Here is a 22,784-nt window from a genome sequence, read left to right on the forward strand (position 1 = left end):
CTGCGCCGCGGGGATCAGGCTGCGGCTTGCTGCGCCTGCGGGGCCTGCTTTTGGGCGTGGGCCACCAGCGCGTCGCGGAACCATGCGCCGTCGTCCCAGGCCTTGACGCGGGTGCGCAGGCGGTCGCGGTTGCACGGGCCGTTGCCCTGGATCACGTTGTAGAACTCGGACCAGTCGATCTCGCCGAAGTCATGGTGGCCGCGTTCCGCGTTCCACTTCAATTCGGGATCGGGAATGGTCAGGCCGAGGTATTCGGCCTGCGGCACGGTCTGGTCGACCATCTTCTGGCGCAGCTCGTCGTTGGAGAACAGCTTGATGCGCCATTGCATCGATTGCGCGCTGTTGGGCGAATCGCCGTCGGACGGGCCGAACATCATCAGCGCGGGCCACCACCAGCGATTGAGCGCGTCCTGCGCCATCTGCTTCTGCTCGGGCGTGCCGTTGCACAGCTTCAGCAGGATGTCGTAGCCCTGGCGCTGGTGGAACGACTCTTCCTTGCACACGCGCACCATGGCGCGCGCATACGGGCCGTACGAGCAGCGACACAGCGGCACCTGGTTGATGATGGCCGAGCCATCGACCAGCCAGCCGATCATGCCGATATCGGCCCAGGACAGCGTGGGGTAATTGAAGATGCTGGAATACTTGGCCTTGCCCGAATGCAGATCGCCCAGCATCTGGTCGCGCGACACGCCCAGCGTTTCCGCCGCGCTGTACAGATAGAGGCCGTGGCCGGCTTCGTCCTGGATCTTGGCCAGCAGCACGGCCTTGCGCTCCAGCGTGGGCGCACGGGTAACCCAGTTTCCTTCCGGCAGCTGGCCGACGATTTCAGAATGCGCGTGCTGCGAGATCTGGCGGACCAGGGTCTTGCGGTAAGCCTCGGGCATCCAGTCCTTGGCCTCGATCTTGATCCCTTCGTCCACACGTGCCTGGAACGCGCGTTCCTGCGGGTCCATCTCTTCCATCGCGCGGAGCCTTGTTGCTCCCGTCTCCACCAGCTGTGCGTACATGCCTGCTCCGCTTTTGTAGGGGTCCCGCTCGGGGTCTTGATTTGCGTCAATTGCGTCAGTTGCAATGCATGGTAGTGATACAATTTGATTCAAGCAATCGACGAATGTGTATCACTTTCAGGACCCGCGATGGCGACCTCCCCTGACGCAGAACAGCCCTCCCCGCGCATCGCCCGGCTGGCGCGCGGCCTCAAGCTGGGCGCCAACTCCCTGCTGGTGACGCTGTACGGCGACCTGGTGGCGCCGCGGCCGCAGGCGGTGTGGCTGGGGAGCCTGATCCGCCTCGCGGCGCCATTCGGCATCAATGACCGGCTGGTGCGCACGGCCACTTTCCGCCTGACTGCAGACGACTGGCTGGCCGCCACCAGGATCGGGCGGCGCAGCTACTACGGACTGTCGGAAGCCGGCCTGCAACGCGTGTTGCACGCCGGCAAGCGCATCTATGCGGGCGAAGCGCAGGAGTGGGATGGCCGCTGGACGCTGGTGATGGTGCGCGGTGACGTTCGCGCCACTGTGCGGCAGAAGCTGAAGCGGGAATTGCTGTGGGAGGGCTTTGGCGCGATCGCGCCGGGGGTGATGGCGCATCCCAATGCGGACCTTGGGTCGCTGCGCGAGATCATCCAGTCAGCGCGTGCGCAGGACTATGTGGCGGTGATGGAGGCGAGCAGCCTGGAGGCGTTCTCGCTGCGGCCGCTGCAGGCGCTGATGCACCAGACGTTCAAGCTGGGCGACGTGGCCGACGCGTGGCAGGCCTTGTTGAGACGCTTTTCACCGCTGGCCGATGAAGCGGCGGAGTTGGCGCCAGTGGATGCCTTCTTCGTGCGGACGCTGCTGGTGCATGAATACCGGCGCGTGCTGCTGCGCGATCCCAACCTGCCGGAGGCGCTGCTGCCGCAGGATTGGCCGGGGCGGACGGCGCGGGGGATGTGCAGTGGGATGTATGGGGCGTTATTGGAGGGAAGCGAGGAATACCTGCACGGGGTGGTGGAGGTGGCGGATGGAGGGCTGGCCGATGCGTCGAATAAATTGCGCAGGCGGTTCAAGCACGCCTGACACCCCCACGCAGCCCCGCGGTTTGCTCCCCTCTCCAGCGCGCGGGAGAGGGGCGCGTTTGCGAGGGGTGGTGGTACTAGCGCAGGCCTCCGCTTCAGTACGTCTCCAGATGCAGCCGCCCGTCCCGCCTCAGCCCTTCAGCGAGCGATTCCCAATGCAATCCCGCCTGCTGCGCCACGTCCCGCAGCGCCAGCACCACGCCCTCCTCCATGCTCTTCAGCCCGCAGACATAGAAGTACGTATCCGGTGAAGCCAGCAGCGCCGCGAGATCCGCCGCGCGCTCGCGCATCAGGTCCTGCACATAGCGCTTGGGGCTCCCCGGCGTGCGCGAGAACGCCAGGTTGATGTCGATGAAATCCTTGGGCAAGTTCTGCAGCGGCCCGAAGTACGGCAACTCTTCCTTGCTGCGCGCGCCAAAGAACAGCATCAGCTTGCCGCCATCGAACCTGCCGGCCTTGCGCAAGCGGCGACGCCATTCCGTCATCGCCCGCATCGGCGCGCTGCCGGTGCCCGTGCAGATCATCACGATATTCGAGCGCGGGTGGTTGGGCATCAGGAAGCTGGCGCCGAACGGTCCGATCACTTCCACCTTTTCGCCCACCTTCAGGTCGCACATGTAGTTCGATCCGACGCCGCGCACGGGATTGCCGTGGTGGTCCTGCAGCACGCGCTTGATGGTCAGCGACAGGTTGTTGTAGCCCGGCCGCTCGCCGTTGCGCGCGCTGGCGATGGAGTACTGGCGCGCGTGGTGCGGCCGGCCGCTGGCGTCGGTGCCCGGCGGCACGATGCCGATCGACTGGCCCTCAAGCACCGGGAACGGCGTCGCGCCGAAGTCCAGCACGATGTGGTGCGTGTCGTATTCACGGCCGACATCGGTCACGCGCACATTGCCGGTCACCGTGGCGGTAATGGTCTTGTTCGCGGACTTGGCGCCATAGACATTGGTGTAGGCATGGGCGGCGGACCACGGCGGTACGGTGGCGCCGTAGCGCGCGCTGTTAAAGGCATCTTCGCCGGTGCCGGCAAGCGGCGACGTGGCGGGAATCTCCGGCGCCGCGGTCTGCGTCCCGGCGCCGGGTGCCAGGTCGGCCAGCTGCTCGGGCGAGAGCTCTGCGGGCAGCGTGTCCCAGGTCAGCTGCTCTTCGATGCTGTAGACGCGCAGCTTCGGCATGTCGCGCCAGTTGTCGATCGAGCCGGTCGGACACGGGGAAATGCAGGCCATGCACAGGTTGCACTTGTCGGCATCGACCACGTAGTTGCGCGAATCGTGCGTGATCGCGCCCACCGGGCAGGTGGCTTCGCAGGTGTTGCAGCGGATGCAGATCTCGGGATCGATCAGGTGCTGCTTGATGACTTGAATTTCTGCCATGTCCATGGCGGTCTCCGCAGGATGAGTGGCGCTCGGGGTAAGGGTCGTTGATGCGGCCGCACTCGATCGAGACGCCTGCCCTCTCCCCGGCCCCTCTCCCGCAAGCGGGAGAGGGGAGCAAACAGGGAGCGATTGTCAGACCGTGGCTCAGTTAAAGCGCACGTACTCGAAATCCACCGGCTGGCGGTTGATGCCCATGACCGGCGGCGCGATCCAGTTGGCGAACTTGCCCGGCTCGACCACGCGGCCCATCAGGCTGGCGACAAAGGCGCGGTCGCCTTCGGTGGGCAGCCACTGGTCGCGGAAGTCGCGCCATTCGGCGTCGGAGACCACGCGGCCATCCGGCGACACTTTCACGCCTGCGAGCGCGCCGATATTGCGGTGGAAGGCCTTGTGCGGCACCTTCAGGCGGAACGGGATGCCGGCCTTCTCGATGACCTTGTTCCAGCGCTCGACGCCGCCCATGCTGTCCTTGATGTAGTCGTCGCGCAGCACTTCGTTGAGCGCGTTGAGCATCGGCACTTCCTTCTCCGTCAGCTGGCCGTTCTGCGCCTGCAGGATGCGGTAGGTCTGGCCCTTGAGCACGTGGTCGTCCATGCGCTTGCCTTCTTCGTAGCGGCCCTTGAGGCCCGTGCTGTAGAAGGTAGCGGCGTTGCTCGACTCATCGGCGCCGAACAGGTCGATGGTGACGCTGTAGTGGAAGTTCAGGTAGCGCTGCAGGGTCGGCAGGTCGATCACGCCGGCCGCGCGCAGCCTGGCGGGATCGTCGGTCTTCAGTTCGTTCATCACCTGGCAGGTGCGCTGGATCACGCGCGACACGCCGGACTCGCCCACGAACATATGGTGCGCCTCCTCGGTCAGCATGAACCGGGTGGTGCGTGCCAGCGGGTCGAAGGCGCTTTCCGCGAGCGCGCACAGCTGGAACTTGCCGTCGCGGTCGGTGAAGTAGGTGAACATGAAGAACGACAGCCAGTCAGGCGTCTGCTCGTTGAACGCCTGCAGGATGCGCGGGTTGTCCTCCTGGCCGCTGCGGCGCTCCAGCAGCGCTTCGCCCTCTTCACGGCCGTCGCGGCCGAAGTACTTGTGCAGCAGGTAGACCATGGCCCACAGGTGGCGGCCCTCTTCCACGTTGACCTGGAACAGGTTGCGCAGGTCGTACATGCTGGGCGCGGTCAGGCCCAGGTGGCGCTGCTGCTCGACCGATGCCGGCTCGGTATCGCCCTGCGTGACGATGATGCGGCGCAGGTTGGCGCGGTATTCGCCCGGCACGTCCTGCCACGCGTCCTCGCCCTTGTGGTCGCCGAAATGGATCTTGCGGTTGGCCTCGGCCGGGTTCAGGAAAATGCCCCAGCGGTAGTCCGGCATCTTGACGTGGCCGAAGTGGGCCCAGCCCTGCGGATCGACGCTGATCGCGGTGCGCAGGTAGATGTCATGGCTGTGCGAACCTTCCGGGCCCATGTCGTTCCACCAGCTCAGGTAGTTGGGCTGCCACTGCTCGAGCGCGCGCTGCAGGGTGCGGTCTTCGCTCAGGTTGACGTTGTTGGGGATCTTGTCGCTGTAGTTGATGCCGGACATGCTGGTCTCCGTTCTGCGGGCGATTTGGGACGGTTCGGTTGTCGTTCGTACGAGGTGAGTGCGGGATCAGACGCGGTTCCAGTCGAAGGCGGCCTTGTCGCCCTTGCCATAGACCTTGAGCGCACCCTTGTCCCCGACGGCGTTGGGGCGCTGGAAGATCCAGTTCTGCCACGCGGTCAGGCGGCCGAAGATGCGGGTGAACATGTTCTCCTGGCCGTTGAAGCGCAGGTTGGCTTCCATGCCGGTGAGCGCGTCGGGCGACATCGCCACGCGCTCTTCCAGCGCGATGCGCACTTCGTCGGTCCAGTCGATATCGTCGGGGTTGGCGGTGACCAGGCCCAGCGCCCAGGCGGCATCGGCATCGAGCGGCTGGCCGGCCCTGGCGCGCACGGCATCCAGTGCGGGCTGCTCGTCGTAGAAGCGCCGTCCCAGTCGGCTCTGGCCGGTGACCATCGGGTACAGGCCGAAGTTGACTTCCGCGACAGTGATCTTCGGCGCGCGCGCCTCGTCGTCCGGCAGCGCCAGGTGGTAGCTGCGGTCGCACGCCAGCGCCAGTTCCAGGAAGGTGCCGGCAAAGCAGGAATCCGGCTCGATCAGCGCGAACAGGCTGCGCGACGACACATCCAGGCGGCTCAGCGTGCGGCGCAGCAGGCCGATGGTCTCGCGCACCAGCCAATGGCCCTTGTGCGCCAGCAGCGTGGCGTCGGTGGCCAGCACCGCGGCGGCGTCGCCGGCGGTCTTGATCAGCCAGGTGCCGATATCCAGCTCGTTGGTGCGCATCGACAGGATTGCGTCTTCCAGCTCGCGCGCCAGTTGCAGCGGGTACCAGTTGGCGCCGGCTTGCACGATGTCATCGATGTGCCGCGGCTGCGTGCCCGTCGGCGCCTTCACCGTGAAGGTTGCGGTGCGGCCGGCGCGGTCGATTTCCACGGTCACATGCGTATAGCGCAGCGCATCGGCTTCGGTGGCGCGCTCGATCGGCGCGAGCGCCACGCCCTGCGCATCGGCCGGACGGTCGCTCTGCGCGGCCAGCGCCAGCGCGCGCTCCTGCACCTTCTGCGCGAACACCGCCGGCTTGGCGATATCGTCGACCAGGCGCCAGTCCTTGGCGCGCTGGCCGCGCACGCCCTCGGTGGTGGTGCAGAAGATATCGGCCAGGTCATGGCGCACGTGGCGCTTGTCGGTCACGCGGGTCAGGCCGCCGGTGCCCGGCAGCACGCCCAGCAGCGGCACTTCGGGCAGGCTGACGGCCGACGAGCGGTCATCCACCAGCAGGATTTCGTCGCAGGCCAGCGCCAGTTCATAGCCGCCGCCGGCGCAGGCACCGTTGACCGCGGCCAGGAACTTCAGGCCGCTGTGCTGCGACGAGTCCTCGATGCCGTTGCGGGTCTCGTTGGTGAACTTGCAAAAGTTGACCTTCCACGCGTGGCTGCTGACGCCAAGCATGAAGATGTTGGCGCCCGAACAGAAGACCTTGTCCTTGCCGCTGGTGACGACCACGGTACGCACTTCCGGGTGCTCGAAGCGGATGCGGTTGAGCGCATCGTTCAGCTCGATATCGACGCCGAGGTCGTAGCTGTTCAGCTTGAGCTTGTAGCCCGGGCGCAGGCCCGCGTTCTCATCGATATCCACCGCCAGCGTGGCGAGAGGGCCTTCGAACTTCAGCTTCAGGTGCTTGTACTGGGCGGGGGTGGTCTGGTATTCGACGCGGGGGGCGGTGGTCACGGCGGTGTCTCCTCGGTGGAACTGCACCATAGTGCATGAGCAGGAATCTGTTGAGAAGAAATATAATTCATTAACCGGATTTCTTGCAAGCACTATTGTGCAGATTATTGCGAGTATGGCGGTCGCGCCACCTACCCGCCCTGGCGGTGCCGCTGGCGCCATCCCGCAAACAAGAACGGCGGCACCGAAGTGCCGCCGCCAGGGGAATCCCACCATCCAATGCGAAGTCAGCCCGGCATTTCCAGCGCCTTGCGCACCATGTCGCGCAACGCCGCGAAAGTTGGCTCCAGCGGTTGCGCGCTGGTATCCAGCGAGAACTCCGCCTTCGAATAGAACGCCGCGCGGCCGGCCAGGATATGGCGCAGGTCTTCCATCGCTTCCTTGCTGGCCGCCATCGGACGGAAGTCGCCCTGCGCGCGGACCCGCTCCATATGGTCTTCAGCGTCGGCCTGCAGCCAGACCGTGGTGCAATGGGCCAGCAGCAAGTTGAAGGTGGCCGGGTCGGACACCAGGCCGCCAGGCGTGGCGATGACGGCTTCGGGATAGATCTGGATGGCCTCTTCCACCGCCCGGCGCTCGTAGCGGCGGTAGGCGTTCATGCCATACAGCCCCTGGATCTCGGCGATGCTGCAGCCGGCGAACTTCTCGATTTCGCGGCTCAGCTCCACGAATGGGAACTCCAAGTCTTCGGCCAGCATGCCGCCCAGCGTGGTCTTGCCGGCGCCGCGCAGGCCGATCAGCGCCACGCGCGGGCTGCGCGCCGCCTGCACGGCATTCTCGCCGCCGGTACCGAGCATCTCGCCCACGGCGATGCGTACGCGCCGCAGCGTGGCCTCGTCGCGGTGCTCCAGCAATTCGCGCAGCAGGATCCACTCTGGCGAGGACGTGGTCACGTCGCCCAGCAGCCCGGCCAGCGAACACTGCAGCGCATCGGCAATGTGCTGCAGCACCAGGATCGACGCGTTGCCGCTGCCGTATTCCAGATTGGCAAGGTGCCGCTCCGACACCCCGGCGGCCTGCGCCGCGGCCTTGCGAGTCAGGCCACGGCGCGCGCGCAGGTCGCGCACGCGCTCGCCCAGCGCCACCAGGAAGGGGTTCTTTTCCGCGCCGCTGGCAGCGGCTACGCCTGAATCATTTTGCAGGCAGCCATCCCGGGTTAACCCAGATTCATGCAATATAGTGCTTGACATGATTTCTCGGTGGTCCTATTTTTCATACATGCACAATAATGCATGAAGCCTTCGATAGCAATGGCTGAATCAGACGGAGCCCCCTGGATGTCCCTCAACCTCTCCTCAACGCTGTCCCCAACGCAATTCCGCGAGCAGATTGCGCAACTTACCGCGCAACTTGCCGGCCGGCCGCTCGATGCCGGACTGGACGCCTGGCTCAATGCGGAGCATGGCGCCGGTAGCGCCACCTACCAACAGCTGAAGGCAAGCTGCCAGGCCGGCGTGGCCGAAGGCTGGCTGTGCGACCGCGAAGGCGGCGGCATCCGCTATGGCCGCATCTTCAAACCCGCCGACGACCTGAACGGCTTTTCGGTCGACGTGGTGGACATGCAGGACATTGCCGGTCCGCACCATGCGCATCCCAACGGCGAGATCGACCTGATCATGCCCCTCGACGGCGACGCGCAGTTTGATGGCCGGCCGGCTGGGTGGCTGGTGTGTCCGCCGGGCAGCGCGCACCGCCCCACTGTCAGCAACGGCCGCGCGCTGGTGCTCTACCTGCTGCCGGAAGGCCGCATCGACTTCACCCGCTGAGGACTGCCATGACCGAACTGCTTTCCAACTGCCTTGGCGGCAAATGGCAGGCCGGCACCGGCGCGGGCACGCCGCTGATTGATCCCGTGCTGGGCGACGAGCTGGTGCGGGTGGATGCCACCGGCCTGGACCTTGCCGCCGGCTTTGCCTTCGCGCGCGAACTGGGCGGCGCCGCGCTGCGCGCGCTGACCTACCGCCAGCGTGCCGCGCTGCTGGCTGACATCGTCAAGGTGCTGCAGGCCAACCGCGATTCCTATTACGAGATTGCCACCGCGAACAGCGGCACCGTGAAGAACGATTCCGCCGTCGACATCGATGGCGGCATCTTCACGCTGGGCACATATGCGAAGCTGGGCGATACGCTTGGCGATCGCCAATACCTGCTCGACGGCGAGGCCGCGCGGCTGGGCAAGGATCCGCTGTTCCAGTCGCAGCACGTGCTGGTGCCAACGCGCGGTGTCGCGCTGTTTATCAATGCCTTCAACTTCCCGAGCTGGGGCCTGTGGGAGAAGGCCGCCCCGGCGCTGCTGGCCGGTGTGCCCGTGATCGTCAAACCCGCTACCGCCACTGCCTGGCTGACGCAGCGCATGGTGCGCGACGTGGTTGAGGCCGGTGTGCTGCCGGCGGGCGCGCTGTCGGTGGTCTGCGGCAGCTCGGCAGGTTTGCTCGACCAGTTGCAGCCCTTCGACGTGGTGTCGTTCACCGGCTCGGCCGATACCGCTGCGGTGATCCGTTCGCATCCGGCGATTTCGCAACGCTCGGTGCGCGTGAATATCGAGGCGGACAGCATCAACAGCGCGGTGCTGTTGCCGCAGGCGGGGCCGGACACCGCCGCGTTCGACCTGCTGGTGAAGGAAGTGGTGCGCGAGATGACGGTCAAGTCCGGGCAGAAATGCACCGCGATCCGTCGCGTGTTCGTGCCCGAGGCGCTCTACGGGCAAGCCGCCGAAGCCATTGGCGCGCGGCTGGCAAAGGTCGTCGTCGGTAATCCGCGCAACGACTCGGTGCGCATGGGCGCGCTGGTCAGCCGCGCGCAGTTCGATGCACTGACCGAAGGGCTGGCGGCGCTGCGCCAGCACGCGCAGGTGCTGCATGACGGCACGCGGCAGCCGCTGGTCGATGCCGATCCGGCCGTGGCCTGCTGCGTCGGGCCGACGCTGCTCGGCGTCACCGATGCCGATGCGGCGGCGGCAGTGCATGACACCGAAGTTTTTGGCCCGGTCGCCACGCTGCTGCCCTATCGCGATACCCCGCATGCGCTCGCGCTGGTACGCCGTGGCCAGGGTTCGCTGGTGGCTTCGCTCTACGCCAGCGATGCCGCCGCGCTCGGCGCCGCCGCGGTTGAACTGGCCGACAGCCACGGCCGCGTGCATGTGATCTCTCCCGATGTCGCGCAGCTGCACACCGGCCACGGCAACGTGATGCCGCAATCGCTGCATGGCGGCCCGGGCCGTGCCGGCGGCGGCGAGGAGCTGGGCGGCCTGCGCGCGCTGCATTTCTACCATCGGCGCAGCGCGATCCAGGCCAGCACCGAGGTACTCGGCACGCTGGCCTGAGGGCCGGTCCACACGCCTTCACAGCGCCTTCACAGCGCCTTCACCGCTCCTTCACCGCTCCTTCACCGCGCCGCCCTCGCATGGCGGCGCGCAGCACACCGTACACCAGTAACGGGGAGACAAGCATGACCGCCACCACCGCAGACGTCCCGGTGCAACCGCCGGGCGCGTCCTTCAACTTTGCCGCGTACCTGCTGGCGTGCAATGACGGGCGCCCGGACAAGACCGCATATATCGATGACGATGGCCGGCTGACCTACGGCGAGCTGGCACTGCAGGCGCGGCGCGTGGCCGCCGCGCTGCTCAGCGCCGGCGTGCGCCGCGAGGAACGCGTGCTGCTGCTGATGCACGACTGCACCGACTGGCCGGTCAGCTTCCTCGGCGCGATGTACGCCGGCATCGTGCCGGTGGCGGTCAATACGCTGCTGACCGCCGACGACTACGTCTATATGCTGCAGCACAGCCGCGCGCAGGCGGTGCTGGTGTCGGCGGCGCTGCTGCCGGTGCTGCAGGAAGCGCTGGCGCAGCCCGGGCATGAAGTCGGCAAGGTGTTCGTATCGCGCGCGCAAGCCAGCCTGCCTGAAGGCATGGTGTCCCTCGACACGGTGCTCGCTGCGCAAACGCCGCTGCCGGCACCCGCCGCCACCCGTTGCGACGATCCCGGCTTCTGGCTCTACTCGTCCGGATCGACCGGACAGCCCAAGGGCGTGGTGCACAGCCACCGCAACCCATACTGGACCGCCGAACTGTACGCGGGCCCGGTGCTGGGCCTGCGCGAGGACGACATCTGCTTCTCCGCGGCCAAGCTGTATTTCGCCTACGGTCTCGGCAATGGCCTGAGCTTCCCGCTGAGCGTTGGCGCGACGGTGGTGCTGATGGCAGAGCGGCCCACGCCCGAGGCCACGTTCTGCCGCTGGCTGGAGCACAAACCCACGGTATTCTTCGGCGCGCCCACGGGGTACGCCGGCATGCTCGCCAGTCCTTCACTGCCGGGGCGTGCCGACGTGGCATTGCGGCTGTGCTCGTCGGCCGGCGAAGCATTGCCCGCCGAGATCGGCCATCGCTTCACCGCGCATTTCGGCTGCGAGATCATCGACGGCATCGGCTCCACCGAGATGCTGCATATCTTCCTGTCCAACCGCCCCGGCCAGGTGCGCTACGGCACCACCGGCTGGCCGGTGCCGGGCTACACCATCGAGCTGCGCGACGAGTCCGGTCAGCCCGTGCCCGACGGCGAGATCGGCGACCTGTATATCCAGGGCCCCAGCGCCGCGATGTTGTACTGGGCCAACCTCGAGAAATCGCGCGAGACCTTCCGCGGCGGCTGGACCAAGAGCGGCGACAAGTATGTGCGCAACCCGGACGGCACCTACAGCTACGCCGGGCGCAGCGATGACATGCTCAAGGTCAGCGGCATCTACGTCTCGCCATTCGAGGTCGAGGCCACGCTGGTGCAGCACCCCGCGGTGCTGGAGGCCGCGGTGGTCGGCGTGCCCGACCACGAAGGCCTGGTCAAGACCAAGGCCTTCGTGGTGCTGAAGGCGGGTGCGCAACTGGGCGACGCCGAGCTGAAGGCCTTCGTCAAGGAGCGGCTGGCCGCCTACAAGTACCCGCGTGCGATCGAGTTCGTCGACACGCTGCCCAAGACCGCCACGGGCAAGATCCAGCGCTTCGTGCTGCGCGAGCGCGAGCTGAAGGCCGCCGCAGAGCGCGCCATTGCAGTGGCGTAAGCACGCGCCATCCCACCATACCGGAGACAACCATGCGTCAGATCGATGTCCACCAGCTGGCCGACGAGGCCCGCTTCAACCGCTTCCATGCGCAGATCCTGTTCTGGTGCGCGCTGATCATCATCTTCGACGGCTATGACCTGGCCGTCGCGGGCATCGCCCTGCCGTCGATCATGAAGGAGATGGGCGTCACCGCCACCAGTGCCGGCTTCATGGTCAGCTCGGCGCTGTTCGGCATGATGTTCGGTGCGATCTTCCTCGGCACCATCGCCGACCGTATCGGCCGCCGGCGCGCCATCGCCATCTGCATCGGCCTGTTCAGCGTGTTCACGGCTGCTGCCGGCTTTGCCAGCGATCCGGTCACGTTCAGCATCACGCGCTTCCTGGCGGGGCTGGGGATTGGTGGCGTCATGCCAAACGTGGTGGCGCAGATGACCGAGTACTCGCCGCGCAAGCTGCGCGGCACGCTGGTGACGCTGATGTTCAGCGGCTATTCGGTCGGTGGCATGCTCGCCGCGCTGCTGGGCAAGGGCCTGATCGAGAGCTATGGCTGGCAGTCGGTGTTCCTGGCCGCCGGGCTGCCGGTGCTGCTGATCCCGCTGGTGCTGCGCTCGCTGCCGGAATCGATGCCATACCTGATCCGCACCAGGCAGACCGCCATGCTGCAGGCCGTGGTATCGCGGCTGGTGCCGTCGCACCGCCCGCAGGCCGGCGACGTCTTCACCCTGCCCGCCGACGAGCGGGCCGACCAGGCGGCCGGCAGCGCACCGATCCGCCGCCTGTTCCAGGATGGCCGCGGCTTCAGCACGGCAATGTTCTGGGTAGCGTTCTTCATGTGCCTGTTCATGGTGTACGCGCTCAGCTCGTGGCTGACCAAGCTGATGGCCGGTGCCGGCTACAGCCTCGGCTCGGCGCTGACCTTCGTGCTGGTGCTGAACTTCGGCGCGATGATCGGCGCCGTCGGCGGTGGCTGGCTGGCCGACCGGCTGCCGATCAAGCATGTGCTGATCGGCATGTACACGCTGGCCGCGATCTCGATCACGCTGCTGGGCTACCCGATGCCGACCGCCGCGCTGTTCGTGGTAGTGGGCCTGGCCGGTGCCTCGACCATCGGCACGCAAATCGTCACCTATGCCTATGCCGGCCAGTTCTACCCGATGGCGGTGCGCGGCACCGGCATCGGCTGGGCCTCGGGCGTGGGGCGCAGCGGCGCGATCCTGGCGCCAATCGTGATCGGCGTGCTGGTGGGGATGTCGCTGCCGCTGCAGCAGAACTTCATGGCGATAGCGATTCCGGCGGTGATCGCGGTGCTGGCGGTGTCGCTGATCAACCACCGCCGGTCGGCCTCGGCACAGGCGGAGACCCCGGCCGAGGTGAAGGTGGCAACACCGGCGCCCGCCGCGAGCAAGGCCTGAGCGGCGCGCGCGCCGCACCTTTGGGTTCCCTGCCACCGGGAAAGCCGGGATATTTCCGGCCCCCGGTGGCTGCTATCATCGCCGCCGCGCACGGCAGCGTGCCGCCCCACATGAGGCGAACACGAGAGGCGAACATGGAACTCAGACAGCTCAAGTACTTTGTCGGCATCGTCGATGCCGGCAGCGTGTCGCGCGCGGCGCAAAGCCTGTTCGTCGCCCAGTCGGCGCTGAGCAAGCAGATCAGCGACCTGGAGCAGGAACTGGGCGTGCAGTTGCTGGTGCGCGGGCGCGGCGGCGTGCAGGTGACCGAGTCGGGCCAGGTCTTCTACGAGTACGCGCAGGGCATCCTGAAGCAGCTGGAAGATGCCCGCACCGCGGTGCGCGCGCCGGAATCGATCGTCGGCTCCGTGATCCTTGGCGTGCCGCAGAGCGCCTCCGCCGCGCTGGCACTGCCGCTGCTGCAGGCCGCGCGCGCGCAACTGCCGCAGGTGTCGCTGCACCTGAACGAGGAGCTGACCGGCAACCTGCTGGACCAGCTCAGGCAGGGGCGCATCGACCTGACCGTGTTCACCTCCAATGTCCCGCTGGCCGATTTCGATTTCGAGCCCATGGCCGACGAGGACTTCTACTGGATCCGCGGCGCGGCCTACCCGGGTCCGGCGCCGGAGGCCGGCATCACGCTGCAGGCGATCGCCGCGCAGCCGCTGATCCTGTCGGCATCGCAGCATAACCACTGCCTGCGCGCCATCATCGAACAGGTCTTCAGCGAGCAAGGCGTCGCCATGCCGTCGCTGGCCGCGGAAATCAACTCGGTCCATACCCTGAAGCGCGCGGTGCAGGCTGGCATCGCCCCGACCATCCTGCCGCTGGCGCTGGTGGCGCAGGAGGTCGACGCCGGCGACCTGGTCGCGCATCCGATCCTGTGCAACGGCATGCGGCGCACGCTGGGCACCTGCCTGTCGCGCGACCTGCCGCAGACCCATGCCAAGCGCGCGGTGCGCACGCTGGTCGGCAATGTGGTGCGGCAGTTGTGCGACCAGGGCGGCTGGCGTGGCGCGCGGGCCGTGCGTGCCGACGGCACGCGGGACTGATCCGCCGCTTACCAGTCTTCCAGGTCCCCTTGTGGCGCCCTGCCGCGCCGCTGCTGCCATCTCGCTAGCAGATGGCCAGTTCTCCAATCCATATTTTTCTTTTGGTCCGATCGAGGCGACGATAGCCCCGCGCCATCGAGACGGCGCGCGATCAGCACCCGCGATAAGAACAGATACGGAGACCTGCATGACCATCCCCACCACCGCGCCCGCCGTGGCCGGCCCCCTGGAAGCCGCCGGCGATTCCGTCTACCGGAAAGTCGCCTGGCGCCTAGTCCCACTGCTGTTCCTTTGCTATATCGTCGCCTACCTGGACCGCGTCAATGTCGGCTTCGCCAAGCTGCAGATGCAGGCCGACCTGCAACTGACCGAAACCGTGTACGGATTGGGCGCCGGCATCTTCTTTGTCGGCTACTTCCTGTTCGAGGTCCCGAGCAACCTGGTGCTGCATCGCTACGGCGCGCGCCGCTGGATCGCGCGCATCATGATCACGTGGGGCCTGCTGTCGGCGGCGATGATGCTGGTGAAGTCGCCCGTTTCCTTCTACGTGCTGCGCTTCCTGCTGGGCGCGGCCGAGGCTGGCTTCTTTCCCGGCATCATCCTGTACCTGACCTACTGGTTCCCGGCGCAGCGGCGCAGCCGCGTGACGTCGATGTTTATCGCGGCGATCCCGGTGTCGGGCATCCTCGGCGGCCCGCTGTCGGGCTGGATCCTCAAGTACATGGGCGGCATCGCCGGCATGGCCGGGTGGCAGTGGATGTTCCTGCTGCAAGGGCTGCCTACCGTGCTGGTCGGCCTGCTGGTGCTGAAGTACCTGGACGACCGCCCCGCCGCGGCGCGCTGGCTGGCGCCGCACGAGCGCGAGGTGATCGCACGCGACATGGCGGCGGAACAGTCGCACAAGGCCGACAGCGGCATCCGCTCCGTGCTGGCCAGCCCGCGGGTGTGGGCGCTGGCACTGGTGTACTTCGCTTTTGTCTCCGGCCTGTATGGCGTGAGCTTCTGGCTTCCCAGCATCATCCGCGGCATGGGCGTGGCCGACCCGCTGCAGATCGGCCTGCTCAGCGCGGTGCCGTGGGCGTTCGGCGTGGTGGCGATGTATTGGGTTGCAGCCAGCGCCGACCGCCACCTGGAGCAGCGCTGGCACGCGGCGCTGGCCGCGCTGACCGGCGCCGCGGGCCTGGTGCTGAGCGTGGCGATGCACGGCAACCAATGGCTGGCGATGGCGGGCCTGACGCTGGCGACCATGGGCATCATGGCTACGCTGCCGGTGTTCTGGGCCCTGCCCACCATGCTGCTGGGAGGTGCCAGCGCCGCGGCCGGCATCGCGCTGATCAATTCGTTCGGCAACCTGTCCGGCTTCAGTGCGCCTTTCCTCGTCGGCCTGATCCATGACGCCACCCACAGCACCGATGCCGGCCTCTACATGCTGGCCGGCTGGCTGGTCGCTGGCGCCGCGCTGGTGCTGCTGGTGCGCCCCGTGCGCGCGCCGCGTCAATGAACCCTCTCCTTCACGCTAGACATCATGGCCTCCCTGCTTGAAACTTCCCCCGACGCCGCGACTGACGTCACCGCTGAAGTCCCCGCCGCGGCGCCACGCCGGTCTCCGTCGCCCGCGCTGCTCGCCCTGCTCGAACAGAAATTCGGCGAGCGCTTCTCGCGCAGCGCCGCGGTGCTGCTGCAGCACGGCACCGATGAATCCGCCTATCCGCCGGCGCCGCCCGATGCGGTGGTCTTCGTCACCGGCACCGACGAAGTCGCGTTCGTGGTGCAGGCCTGCGCGCGCGAACGCGTACCGGTGATCGCCTTCGGCGCGGGCTCGTCGGTCGAGGGCCACCTGCTGGCGGTGCAGGGCGGCGTCTGCATCGACTTCACGCAGATGAACGCGGTGCTGGCGATCCGGCCGGAAGACATGACCGCGACCGTGCAGGCCGGCGTCACGCGCAGCCAGCTCAATGCCGCGCTGGCCGACAGCGGCTTCTTCTTCTCGGTCGATCCGGGCGCGGATGCCACCATCGGCGGCATGGCCGCGACCGCGGCCTCGGGCACCAACACGGTCCGCTACGGCACCATGCGCGACAACGTGCGCAGCCTGACCGTGGTCTCTGCCGGCGGCGAGGTGCTGCGCACGGCGTCGGACGCGCGCAAGTCATCGGCGGGCTACAACCTGACGCAGCTCTACTGCGGCTCCGAAGGTACGCTGGGCCTGATCACCGAGGCCACGGTGCGGCTGCATCCGCGCACCGAGGTCACCGCCGCGGCGGTCGTGCATTTCCCCACCGTGCGCGCCGCGGTCGACTGCGTGATCCAGTCTGTGCAGGCCGGCGTGTCGCTGGCGCGAGCGGAAATGCTCGATGCGCTGACGATCCGCGCCATCAATGCGCACAGCCAGCTGTCGATGGCCGAGCAGCCGACGCTGTGCCTGGAGTTCGGCGGAGGCCAGGCGCAGGTCGACGAGCAGGCCGAATGGGTGCGGGAAATCGCGGCAGAATGCGGCGGCGGCGAATTCCAGTGGGCCACGAAGCAAGAAGACCGTTCGCGCCTGTGGACGCCACGCCATCATGCCTACTTTGCCGTGCTGCAGTTGCGCGCGGGCAGCCGTTGCCTTACCACCGATGCCTGCGTACCGATCTCGGCGCTGGCGGAATGCATCGGGGAAACCGAGGCCGACATCGCCGCGCATGGCCTGCTGGCGCCGGTGTTCGGCCATGTGGGCGACGGCAATTTCCATTGCCTGGTACTGGTAAATCCGGACGATCGCGCCGAAGTGGATGCGGCCGAGGCTTTCAGCCAGCGGCTGGTGCGGCGCGCGCTGCGCCATGGCGGCACCTCCACCGGCGAGCACGGCGTGGGGCTGCACAAGATCGGCTACCTGGTGGAGGAGCACGGCGAGGCCGCCGTCGCCGTGATGCGCTCGATCAAGCGCGCGCTCGACCCGCTCGACATCCTCAATCCGGGCAAGGTGGTCGCGGCCCGCGCCTGAAGGCTGCGCCGGCGCGCCGCCCCGACGCGAGACAGGGCGGCGCGGCGGGCTTACTTGCCGCCCTTCACCGTGGTGTAGGCGGTGATCAGGTTGCGGTAGTCCGGGATATGGTTCGAGAACAGCGTGCCCAGCCCTTCGATATCGTTGCGCCAGTCGCGGTGCAGTTCGCACGCGACGCCAAACCAGGTCATCAGCTGCGCGCCCGCATCCGACATGCGGCGCCACGCGGAATCGCGCGTGATCTCGTTGAAGGTGCCAGAGGCATCGGTCACGACAAAGACCTCGAAGCCTTCCTCGATCGCCGCCAGCGCCGGGAATGCGACGCAGACTTCGGTGACCACGCCGGCGATCAGCAACTGCTTCTTGCCGGTGGCGCGCACCGCGGCGACAAAGTCTTCGTTGTCCCACGCATTGATCTGGCCAGGCCGCGGGATGAACGGCGCGTCAGGGAACATCTGCTTCAGCTCGGGCACCAGCGGACCGTTGGGGCCGTCTTCGAAGCTGGTGGTCAGGATGGTCGGCAGCTTGAAGTACCTGGCGAGGTCGGCCAGTGCCAGCACGTTGTTCTTGAACTTGTCGGGCTCGATATCCCGGACCAGCGACAGCAGGCCAGCCTGGTGATCGACCATCAGGACGGCTGCCTGTGTCTTGTCCAGGCGCTTGTAGGGCTTGCTCATGGCGTGCTCCTTTGAAAGCGGGCACAGCCGGGGAAGGTTCTGCCGGCCGCGCCCTGGGGTGAAGTGTTTCGTCTGTCGGAAAATGTCAGCGCTGCGAGTCCAGCACCTCGTGCTTCTTCTCGACTTCCTGCGCCTTCATGTAGCTCTCGATCAGCAGCTGGTAGGCGGGGAAGATCCGGGTGTAGACCTCGGCCCATTGCTGCGCGTCGGGGCGGTTCCAGGTCTGCTGCAGCTCGGAGGCGACCGCGGCGGTGTCCATCGGCACCACGCCGGCCTGGACGATGCGCGCCAGCGTGATTTCCTGCGCCATCTTCGAGTAGGTGCCGGAGGCATCGACCACCGCGAATACCTTGTAGCCGTCGGCGACCGCGCTGATCGACGGGAAGGCCATGCACACGCTGGTAATGGTGCCGGCAATGATCAGTGTCTTCTTGCCGGTCTCACGGACCGCGGCGACAAAGTCCGGGTTGTCCCACGCGTTGATCTCGCCCTTGCGCGCGACATATCTGGCATGCGGGGCGTTCTCGTGGATCTCGGGAATCAGCGGGCCGTTGGGGCCTTGCGGCACCGAGGCCGTGGTGATGACGGGCAGCTTGCACAGCGTTGCCATCTTGGCCAGTGCGGCGGCGCGCAGGCGCAGCTCAGGCATCGGCATGTCGCCCACGGTCTGGAACAGGCCGCTCTGGTGGTCGATCAGCAGCATGGCCGTATCGGCGGGATCGATTGCGGGGCGCTTGCCATTGAAATTGGCGGGAATGGTCATCTCGCGTTCTCCTTGCACAGTGGACGGAATGGGGTGGCCGTGGCATCTGCGCCGCGGAACCGACCGTGTGGCAAAAGCATAGGTCTTGGCAGATGGCCCCGGTAGGCTCGAAAATCTGTCCTCAGCGTCCTACTGGCAGGACGACAGGAGCCGCCGTTGCACCCCGATCTCAACGACCTGTACTACTTCGCGCAGGTGGTCGACCACCAGGGCTTCGCGCCGGCCGGGCGCGTGCTCGGCGTTCCCAAGTCCAAGCTGAGCCGGCGCGTGGCCATGCTGGAGGAGCGGCTGGGCGTGCGCCTGATCCAGCGCTCGACGCGCCGCTTTTCCGTAACCGAACTTGGCCAGACCTACTACGCGCATTGCAAGGCGATGCTGGTCGAGGCCGAGGCCGCCGAGAGCGTGATCGAGCGCACCCGCGCAGAACCCAGCGGCCTGGTGCGCATGACTTGCCCGGTGGCGCTGCTGCATACGCGCGTGGGCGAAATGATCGCGGACTTCATGGCCGCGAACCCCAAGGTCTCGGTGCACCTGGAGGCCACCAACCGCCGTGTCGACGTGGTTGCCGAAGGGGTCGACCTGGCGATCCGCGTGCGGGTGCCGCCGCTGGAAGACAGCGACCTGGTGATGCGCGTGCTGTCCGAGCGCGCGTGGTGCATCGTGGCCAGCCCCAGGCTGGTGGAAGGCCGGGGCCCGCTGCTGATGCCCGCCGACCTGGACCCGCTGCCGACGCTGGACCTGGGCCCGCCGCGCCCCACGCATGTGTGGGTGCTGCACGGCCCGGAAGGCGCCAGCGCCGAACTGCACCACAGGCCCCGGCTGGTCACCGACGACATGATCATGCTGCGCGCCGCCGCGATGGCCGGCGCCGGGCTGGTGCAACTGCCGCTGATGTTGGTCTGCGACGAACTGCGCGACGGCCGCCTGGTCAGGGTACTGCCCGGCTGGTCGATCAAGGGCGGCGTGATTCACGCGGTGTTTCCGTCGCGGCGGGGACTGCTGCCGTCCGTGCGGGAGCTGATCGATTTCCTGTCGCAGCGCTTCGCGCAGATCCGCGAAACCTGAGCGACTGATGCGGCCGCCACGGGGTGCAGTGTCCGCCATGCGGGCAGGACCGGCGCAGAAGTGGTATCATCCGGGTTCTTACGCATGGATCGGGCCACGCCCGACGCCAGTGCGCCCGCCGCAAGACAATCCCACAAGAAGCATATCGGCGGCGGTCCGGGCTTGATCCCGGAGTTCCCTGGGCGGCATCGCCCATCACCCTATCCGACCGGCGGCTCGTCCGCTCCGCAACCACTGCGCCCCTTGTAGCGCGCCGGCTTGCGCAGGCATGGTCCACTTCCCGCCAGATTCCCCGCTTGCGCCGAACGCGAGCCCCGACGCTGGCCTACAGCAACGGCGAACGGTCGCCACCCCGCGCCGCCTGCATCGCACCGATGCACCGCGCCGCCCGCGGCCGCGCCTCATGAACAGGCACACATTGAAGCAAAGCAACCACAACCATCATCAACGCCAGGACAACAGCCGCATCCACAACCCGTACACCGTTTCGGTCTACCCGATCCAGCAGGAACCCGGGCTCTGGTTCGCGACCTACATGATCGCCGAATACCGCAACGGTGCCGAGCGCATCGTCGCCAACGTGGCCATGCGGCACGACACGCACCGCTCGGAAGCCCACGCGCGCCAGTCAGCCCGCCGTGCCGGCGAGCGCGCCGCGGCGCGGCTGCGCCTGCAGTAACGCCTCTCCCTCGGCCGCACGGCCGTCACAACAGCGTGCGCCGTACCGGCGCCGCTCACGCAAGGAGCCTCCTTGGCTAAAGAAGAACTGGTGGAATTTGGCGGCAAGGTATCGGAAGTCCTGCCGGACAACCGTTTCCGCGTGATCCTGGAAAACGGGTTCGAAGTCTGGGCCTATTCGTCCGGCCGCCTGAAGAAAAACCGCATTCGCGTGCTGGCGGGCGACCGCGTCACGCTGGAAATGTCGCCGTACGACCTGACCAAGGGACGTATCAACTATCGACACAAGTCGTAGTCGGCATGCTTCGCCACGGCATGCGCCGCAGCGGCGCGTGCCGTCCCGCAACGATCCATCTCACCGCAAAGGAGAACCGACCATGTCAGTCATCGAAGAATGGGAATTGCTGCACCTGACGCCGGACGGCTGGCAGGCTGGCACCTACCGGCATACCCCGTGGCAGGAGGTACAGATCGAGCCGCCGGCGGCCGGCGTACTGACCGTCAGGCGCCACGTCACGGCCACCTATTGCGGCCCGTCGCGCGCGGTTGAAGACCGCACCCCGGAAATCACCGACATGGCGCTGATCGAAGCACTGCTGGAGCGCCACGGCGCCCCAGTGTTCAAGATCTGATACCGAAGTCCTGCCGCGTGCCGGCACGAACGGCGTGAGCGCCCCTGAGCGCCGCCTCAGCCCACCACGCGCACATGCGGCCGTCCGGTCCGGACGCCGCTGCCGACCGGCCTCAGTTCGCCGTCCCATGGCACGGCGCCGAGGTCCAGCACATAGTCGCCCTCGCGCGTCTTGTCGTGCAGGTGGTCGCGCACCACCTGGCCGATGGCCAGCCGGCACAGCGCTTCGCCGCTGGCGGCAAGCGGGCCCTGCAATGCATCTGGTTCGGCCAGCACGCCGAATGCACGCCGTCCGTCCCCGACAAAGCTGGTGAAGAGCACGCCGGTGGGCCGCTCCGCATCGATAAAGCAGACCGCGACGTGGTAGGTGATGCCCTTGCCCTCGCCGGGCAACGTGCAAAGAAAACCGGATGATCCCGAACGCATGTCCATGAACGAATTCCCTGCTGGCTGACGGATGCTGACGGCTGCTGTCGCGCACGGCGACGCCAGGCGGCTTCGTGCCGCGTTGATGGGGAGGAATACTCCTATTGCGCCGTGACCATCGATACTCCCGGCACGGTGCCGTTGATGATCTCTTCCGCAAAGCGCAGTGCGCCGCGGCGCGCGCCGCCCACGTTGTCCCAGGGCGCGGCATCCAGGCGGAACGTGCGTGCCTGCGCGCTTTCGGGCGATTCGCCGGCCAGGCAGATCACCACGGCCGCATCGAACGAGCGGTCGGGCCTGGGCTCTGGCCACACCCGCGCAACAGCATGCTTGTACACCAGGGGATAGACGTCATATCCCTTATAAGTTGCAGCTGGATAAACATCCATAACAGCCTCCGCCGGTTGGTGGTGTTCCCCTCACTCTACGCCTGTTGCAGCGTCAGCAGTGGCTTTATTTCATACCGGTAAACGATGCCCCCGCAGAAAACAAAAAAGCTCCGCGCTGGCGGAGCTTTTTGACTGAACTGGCGCCGAGGCGCGCAGTGCAATGCTGGTCGGCTAGACTCAGATCGGCTCGATCTTGGTCGCGGCCGGGCCCTTCTGGCCAACGCCGGCGACGTAGCGAACCTTCTGGCCTTCTTGCAGCGACTTGAAACCGCTGCCTTGAATTTCGGAGAAGTGCGCGAACAGGTCGTTGCCGCCTGCATCAGGGGTAATGAAGCCAAAACCCTTCGAATCGTTGAACCACTTGACGGTACCGGTTTCCATGTTGGATTCCTCAATAAGTAATTCTTGCCTGGCAAAAGCGCCGGCAAGGCATGACGATCAAGGAAGTAACTTGGAGAAAAAGTGGCGCCGTGTGGGCAAGCACCTGGACTTCGAGATTGCTGCTTGATTGATCCTGCATCCACCCTTATACAGGTGCCCCCAGCCCGAGTCAACGAACTTCGGCGGTTCGGCAGGAAATTGGGGCAATAAGCGGCGCATGCGCTTGTTGCGGGCCGCGCGGCCCGTGCATGCTACAGTGCCGCATCGAACGGACAAGACCGGATGACACTCTGTACTGCCTGCCAGGCCATCGAACGCCACCAACGCGGCGCCCCCGGGCACGCCGCGCTGCGCATTACCGATACCCAACGCATCAAGCCGCCCGGGTCAGCCGCGGTGACCATCAGCACCTTTGTGTGCCAGGACTGCGGCGCGCTATGGACCTACCGGGACCAGAAAAGCGGCACGGAACAAGGTTGGGAAGTGCAGAAGGACTCTTAG

The 22,784-nt window shown here is 66.8% G+C and carries 23 protein-coding genes; 13 read left to right on the plus strand and 10 right to left on the minus strand.

Features of this window, described 5'->3' with window-relative positions:
- Positions 1-14: 14 nt before the first annotated feature.
- A complete protein-coding gene (gene paaA / locus CTP10_RS27130; protein ID WP_116319535.1) occupies positions 15-1,010 on the minus strand; it encodes a 1,2-phenylacetyl-CoA epoxidase subunit PaaA in 996 nt (331 codons plus the stop codon).
- A 129-nt stretch (positions 1,011-1,139) separates the two neighbouring features.
- Here paaA and paaX point away from each other — a divergent pair, with 129 nt between their 5' ends.
- Entirely contained in the window at positions 1,140-2,063 is a 924-nt protein-coding gene (gene paaX, locus CTP10_RS27135; RefSeq protein ID WP_116319534.1) for a phenylacetic acid degradation operon negative regulatory protein PaaX, read from the plus strand.
- A gap of 94 nt (positions 2,064-2,157) precedes the next feature.
- On the opposite strand, the gene boxA is transcribed toward paaX, so the two are convergent.
- The 4 genes from boxA to CTP10_RS27155 all read right to left on the minus strand — a co-directional run bounded on the left by boxA (position 2,158) and on the right by CTP10_RS27155 (position 7,922).
- Positions 2,158-3,438 (minus strand): benzoyl-CoA 2,3-epoxidase subunit BoxA, encoded by a 1,281-nt coding sequence (gene boxA / locus CTP10_RS27140; RefSeq protein WP_116319533.1) that lies wholly within the window; start codon positions 3,436-3,438, stop codon positions 2,158-2,160.
- A gap of 141 nt (positions 3,439-3,579) precedes the next feature.
- Entirely contained in the window at positions 3,580-5,007 is a 1,428-nt protein-coding gene (boxB, locus tag CTP10_RS27145; protein WP_116319532.1) for a benzoyl-CoA 2,3-epoxidase subunit BoxB, read from the minus strand.
- Between the two features lie 66 nt (positions 5,008-5,073).
- The gene (gene boxC / locus CTP10_RS27150; protein WP_116319531.1) at positions 5,074-6,732 is read right to left on the minus strand and encodes a 2,3-epoxybenzoyl-CoA dihydrolase; all 1,659 of its coding nucleotides are present in this window, start codon (positions 6,730-6,732) and stop codon (positions 5,074-5,076) included.
- Positions 6,733-6,959: 227 nt separating this feature from the next.
- Complete coding sequence (locus CTP10_RS27155; protein WP_116319530.1) at positions 6,960-7,922, minus strand: helix-turn-helix transcriptional regulator; 963 nt, start codon at positions 7,920-7,922, stop codon at positions 6,960-6,962.
- 111 nt (positions 7,923-8,033) lie between these two features.
- Here CTP10_RS27155 and CTP10_RS27160 point away from each other — a divergent pair, with 111 nt between their 5' ends.
- From CTP10_RS27160 to CTP10_RS27190, 7 genes are all read left to right on the plus strand, one after another.
- Positions 8,034-8,498, plus strand: a complete 465-nt coding sequence (locus tag CTP10_RS27160) for a DUF4863 family protein (RefSeq protein ID WP_116319620.1) — start codon at positions 8,034-8,036, stop codon at positions 8,496-8,498.
- 8 nt (positions 8,499-8,506) lie between these two features.
- A complete protein-coding gene (locus CTP10_RS27165) occupies positions 8,507-10,054 on the plus strand; it encodes a 3,4-dehydroadipyl-CoA semialdehyde dehydrogenase (protein ID WP_116319529.1) in 1,548 nt (515 codons plus the stop codon).
- A gap of 125 nt (positions 10,055-10,179) precedes the next feature.
- Positions 10,180-11,784 (plus strand): benzoate-CoA ligase family protein, encoded by a 1,605-nt coding sequence (locus CTP10_RS27170; protein ID WP_116319528.1) that lies wholly within the window; start codon positions 10,180-10,182, stop codon positions 11,782-11,784.
- Positions 11,785-11,816: 32 nt separating this feature from the next.
- The gene (locus CTP10_RS27175; RefSeq protein WP_116319527.1) at positions 11,817-13,199 is read left to right on the plus strand and encodes an MFS transporter; all 1,383 of its coding nucleotides are present in this window, start codon (positions 11,817-11,819) and stop codon (positions 13,197-13,199) included.
- A gap of 134 nt (positions 13,200-13,333) precedes the next feature.
- Positions 13,334-14,290: a LysR family transcriptional regulator gene (locus CTP10_RS27180; protein WP_116319526.1), complete on the plus strand. Its 957-nt coding sequence runs from the start codon at positions 13,334-13,336 to the stop codon at positions 14,288-14,290.
- A gap of 187 nt (positions 14,291-14,477) precedes the next feature.
- Positions 14,478-15,791, plus strand: coding sequence for an MFS transporter (locus CTP10_RS27185; protein ID WP_116319525.1), 1,314 nt, complete (start codon positions 14,478-14,480; stop codon positions 15,789-15,791).
- 24 nt (positions 15,792-15,815) lie between these two features.
- Positions 15,816-17,273, plus strand: a complete 1,458-nt coding sequence (locus CTP10_RS27190; RefSeq protein ID WP_116319524.1) for an FAD-binding oxidoreductase — start codon at positions 15,816-15,818, stop codon at positions 17,271-17,273.
- A gap of 50 nt (positions 17,274-17,323) precedes the next feature.
- Here CTP10_RS27190 and ycaC read toward each other — a convergent pair whose 3' ends face one another.
- Positions 17,324-17,950, minus strand: a complete 627-nt coding sequence (gene ycaC, locus CTP10_RS27195) for an isochorismate family cysteine hydrolase YcaC (protein WP_116319523.1) — start codon at positions 17,948-17,950, stop codon at positions 17,324-17,326.
- An 85-nt stretch (positions 17,951-18,035) separates the two neighbouring features.
- Entirely contained in the window at positions 18,036-18,713 is a 678-nt protein-coding gene (locus tag CTP10_RS27200) for a hydrolase (RefSeq protein ID WP_116319522.1), read from the minus strand.
- A gap of 156 nt (positions 18,714-18,869) precedes the next feature.
- Here CTP10_RS27200 and CTP10_RS27205 point away from each other — a divergent pair, with 156 nt between their 5' ends.
- The 4 genes from CTP10_RS27205 (at position 18,870) to CTP10_RS27220 (ending at position 21,088) form a co-directional block, all read left to right on the plus strand.
- On the plus strand, positions 18,870-19,778 hold the full coding sequence (locus CTP10_RS27205) for a LysR family transcriptional regulator (RefSeq protein WP_116319521.1): 909 nt from the start codon (positions 18,870-18,872) through the stop codon (positions 19,776-19,778).
- Between the two features lie 418 nt (positions 19,779-20,196).
- Complete coding sequence (locus tag CTP10_RS27210; protein ID WP_233528122.1) at positions 20,197-20,457, plus strand: isochorismatase; 261 nt, start codon at positions 20,197-20,199, stop codon at positions 20,455-20,457.
- 72 nt (positions 20,458-20,529) lie between these two features.
- Positions 20,530-20,751: a translation initiation factor IF-1 gene (gene infA / locus CTP10_RS27215; protein WP_008646230.1), complete on the plus strand. Its 222-nt coding sequence runs from the start codon at positions 20,530-20,532 to the stop codon at positions 20,749-20,751.
- 82 nt (positions 20,752-20,833) lie between these two features.
- Complete coding sequence (locus CTP10_RS27220) at positions 20,834-21,088, plus strand: translation initiation factor 1 (protein WP_116319520.1); 255 nt, start codon at positions 20,834-20,836, stop codon at positions 21,086-21,088.
- Between the two features lie 56 nt (positions 21,089-21,144).
- On the opposite strand, the gene CTP10_RS27225 is transcribed toward CTP10_RS27220, so the two are convergent.
- The 3 genes from CTP10_RS27225 to CTP10_RS27235 form a co-directional block, all read right to left on the minus strand.
- Positions 21,145-21,519 carry a hypothetical protein gene (locus CTP10_RS27225; protein WP_116319519.1) on the minus strand — a complete coding sequence of 125 codons (375 nt, stop codon included), beginning with the start codon at positions 21,517-21,519 and terminating at the stop codon, positions 21,145-21,147.
- A 95-nt stretch (positions 21,520-21,614) separates the two neighbouring features.
- Positions 21,615-21,902, minus strand: coding sequence for a hypothetical protein (locus CTP10_RS27230; protein ID WP_116319518.1), 288 nt, complete (start codon positions 21,900-21,902; stop codon positions 21,615-21,617).
- A gap of 177 nt (positions 21,903-22,079) precedes the next feature.
- The gene (locus CTP10_RS27235; RefSeq protein WP_020202065.1) at positions 22,080-22,283 is read right to left on the minus strand and encodes a cold-shock protein; all 204 of its coding nucleotides are present in this window, start codon (positions 22,281-22,283) and stop codon (positions 22,080-22,082) included.
- 282 nt (positions 22,284-22,565) lie between these two features.
- Between CTP10_RS27235 and CTP10_RS27240 the strand changes: the two genes are divergently transcribed.
- A complete protein-coding gene (locus CTP10_RS27240) occupies positions 22,566-22,784 on the plus strand; it encodes a hypothetical protein (protein ID WP_116319517.1) in 219 nt (72 codons plus the stop codon).

The organism is Cupriavidus sp. P-10 (assembly GCF_003402535.2).
Taxonomy (GTDB): Bacteria; Pseudomonadota; Gammaproteobacteria; order Burkholderiales; family Burkholderiaceae; genus Cupriavidus.

What these genes read in the sequence shown, in the direction of transcription:
- paaA (WP_116319535.1), bottom strand. Translation starts at nt 1,010, where the DNA reads ATGTACGCACAGCTGGTGGAGACGGGAGCAACAAGGCTCCGCGCGATG.
- CTP10_RS27230 (WP_116319518.1), bottom strand. Translation starts at nt 21,902, where the DNA reads ATGGATGTTTATCCAGCTGCAACTTATAAGGGATATGACGTCTATCCC.
- CTP10_RS27175 (WP_116319527.1), top strand. Translation starts at nt 11,817, where the DNA reads ATGCGTCAGATCGATGTCCACCAGCTGGCCGACGAGGCCCGCTTCAAC.
- paaX (WP_116319534.1), top strand. Translation starts at nt 1,140, where the DNA reads ATGGCGACCTCCCCTGACGCAGAACAGCCCTCCCCGCGCATCGCCCGG.
- CTP10_RS27235 (WP_020202065.1), bottom strand. Translation starts at nt 22,283, where the DNA reads ATGGAAACCGGTACCGTCAAGTGGTTCAACGATTCGAAGGGTTTTGGC.
- CTP10_RS27155 (WP_116319530.1), bottom strand. Translation starts at nt 7,922, where the DNA reads ATGTCAAGCACTATATTGCATGAATCTGGGTTAACCCGGGATGGCTGC.
- CTP10_RS27180 (WP_116319526.1), top strand. Translation starts at nt 13,334, where the DNA reads ATGGAACTCAGACAGCTCAAGTACTTTGTCGGCATCGTCGATGCCGGC.
- CTP10_RS27185 (WP_116319525.1), top strand. Translation starts at nt 14,478, where the DNA reads ATGACCATCCCCACCACCGCGCCCGCCGTGGCCGGCCCCCTGGAAGCC.
- boxA (WP_116319533.1), bottom strand. Translation starts at nt 3,438, where the DNA reads ATGGACATGGCAGAAATTCAAGTCATCAAGCAGCACCTGATCGATCCC.
- CTP10_RS27225 (WP_116319519.1), bottom strand. Translation starts at nt 21,519, where the DNA reads ATGGACATGCGTTCGGGATCATCCGGTTTTCTTTGCACGTTGCCCGGC.
- CTP10_RS27190 (WP_116319524.1), top strand. Translation starts at nt 15,816, where the DNA reads ATGGCCTCCCTGCTTGAAACTTCCCCCGACGCCGCGACTGACGTCACC.
- boxB (WP_116319532.1), bottom strand. Translation starts at nt 5,007, where the DNA reads ATGTCCGGCATCAACTACAGCGACAAGATCCCCAACAACGTCAACCTG.
- CTP10_RS27240 (WP_116319517.1), top strand. Translation starts at nt 22,566, where the DNA reads ATGACACTCTGTACTGCCTGCCAGGCCATCGAACGCCACCAACGCGGC.
- CTP10_RS27165 (WP_116319529.1), top strand. Translation starts at nt 8,507, where the DNA reads ATGACCGAACTGCTTTCCAACTGCCTTGGCGGCAAATGGCAGGCCGGC.
- ycaC (WP_116319523.1), bottom strand. Translation starts at nt 17,950, where the DNA reads ATGAGCAAGCCCTACAAGCGCCTGGACAAGACACAGGCAGCCGTCCTG.
- CTP10_RS27170 (WP_116319528.1), top strand. Translation starts at nt 10,180, where the DNA reads ATGACCGCCACCACCGCAGACGTCCCGGTGCAACCGCCGGGCGCGTCC.
- CTP10_RS27220 (WP_116319520.1), top strand. Translation starts at nt 20,834, where the DNA reads ATGTCAGTCATCGAAGAATGGGAATTGCTGCACCTGACGCCGGACGGC.
- CTP10_RS27200 (WP_116319522.1), bottom strand. Translation starts at nt 18,713, where the DNA reads ATGACCATTCCCGCCAATTTCAATGGCAAGCGCCCCGCAATCGATCCC.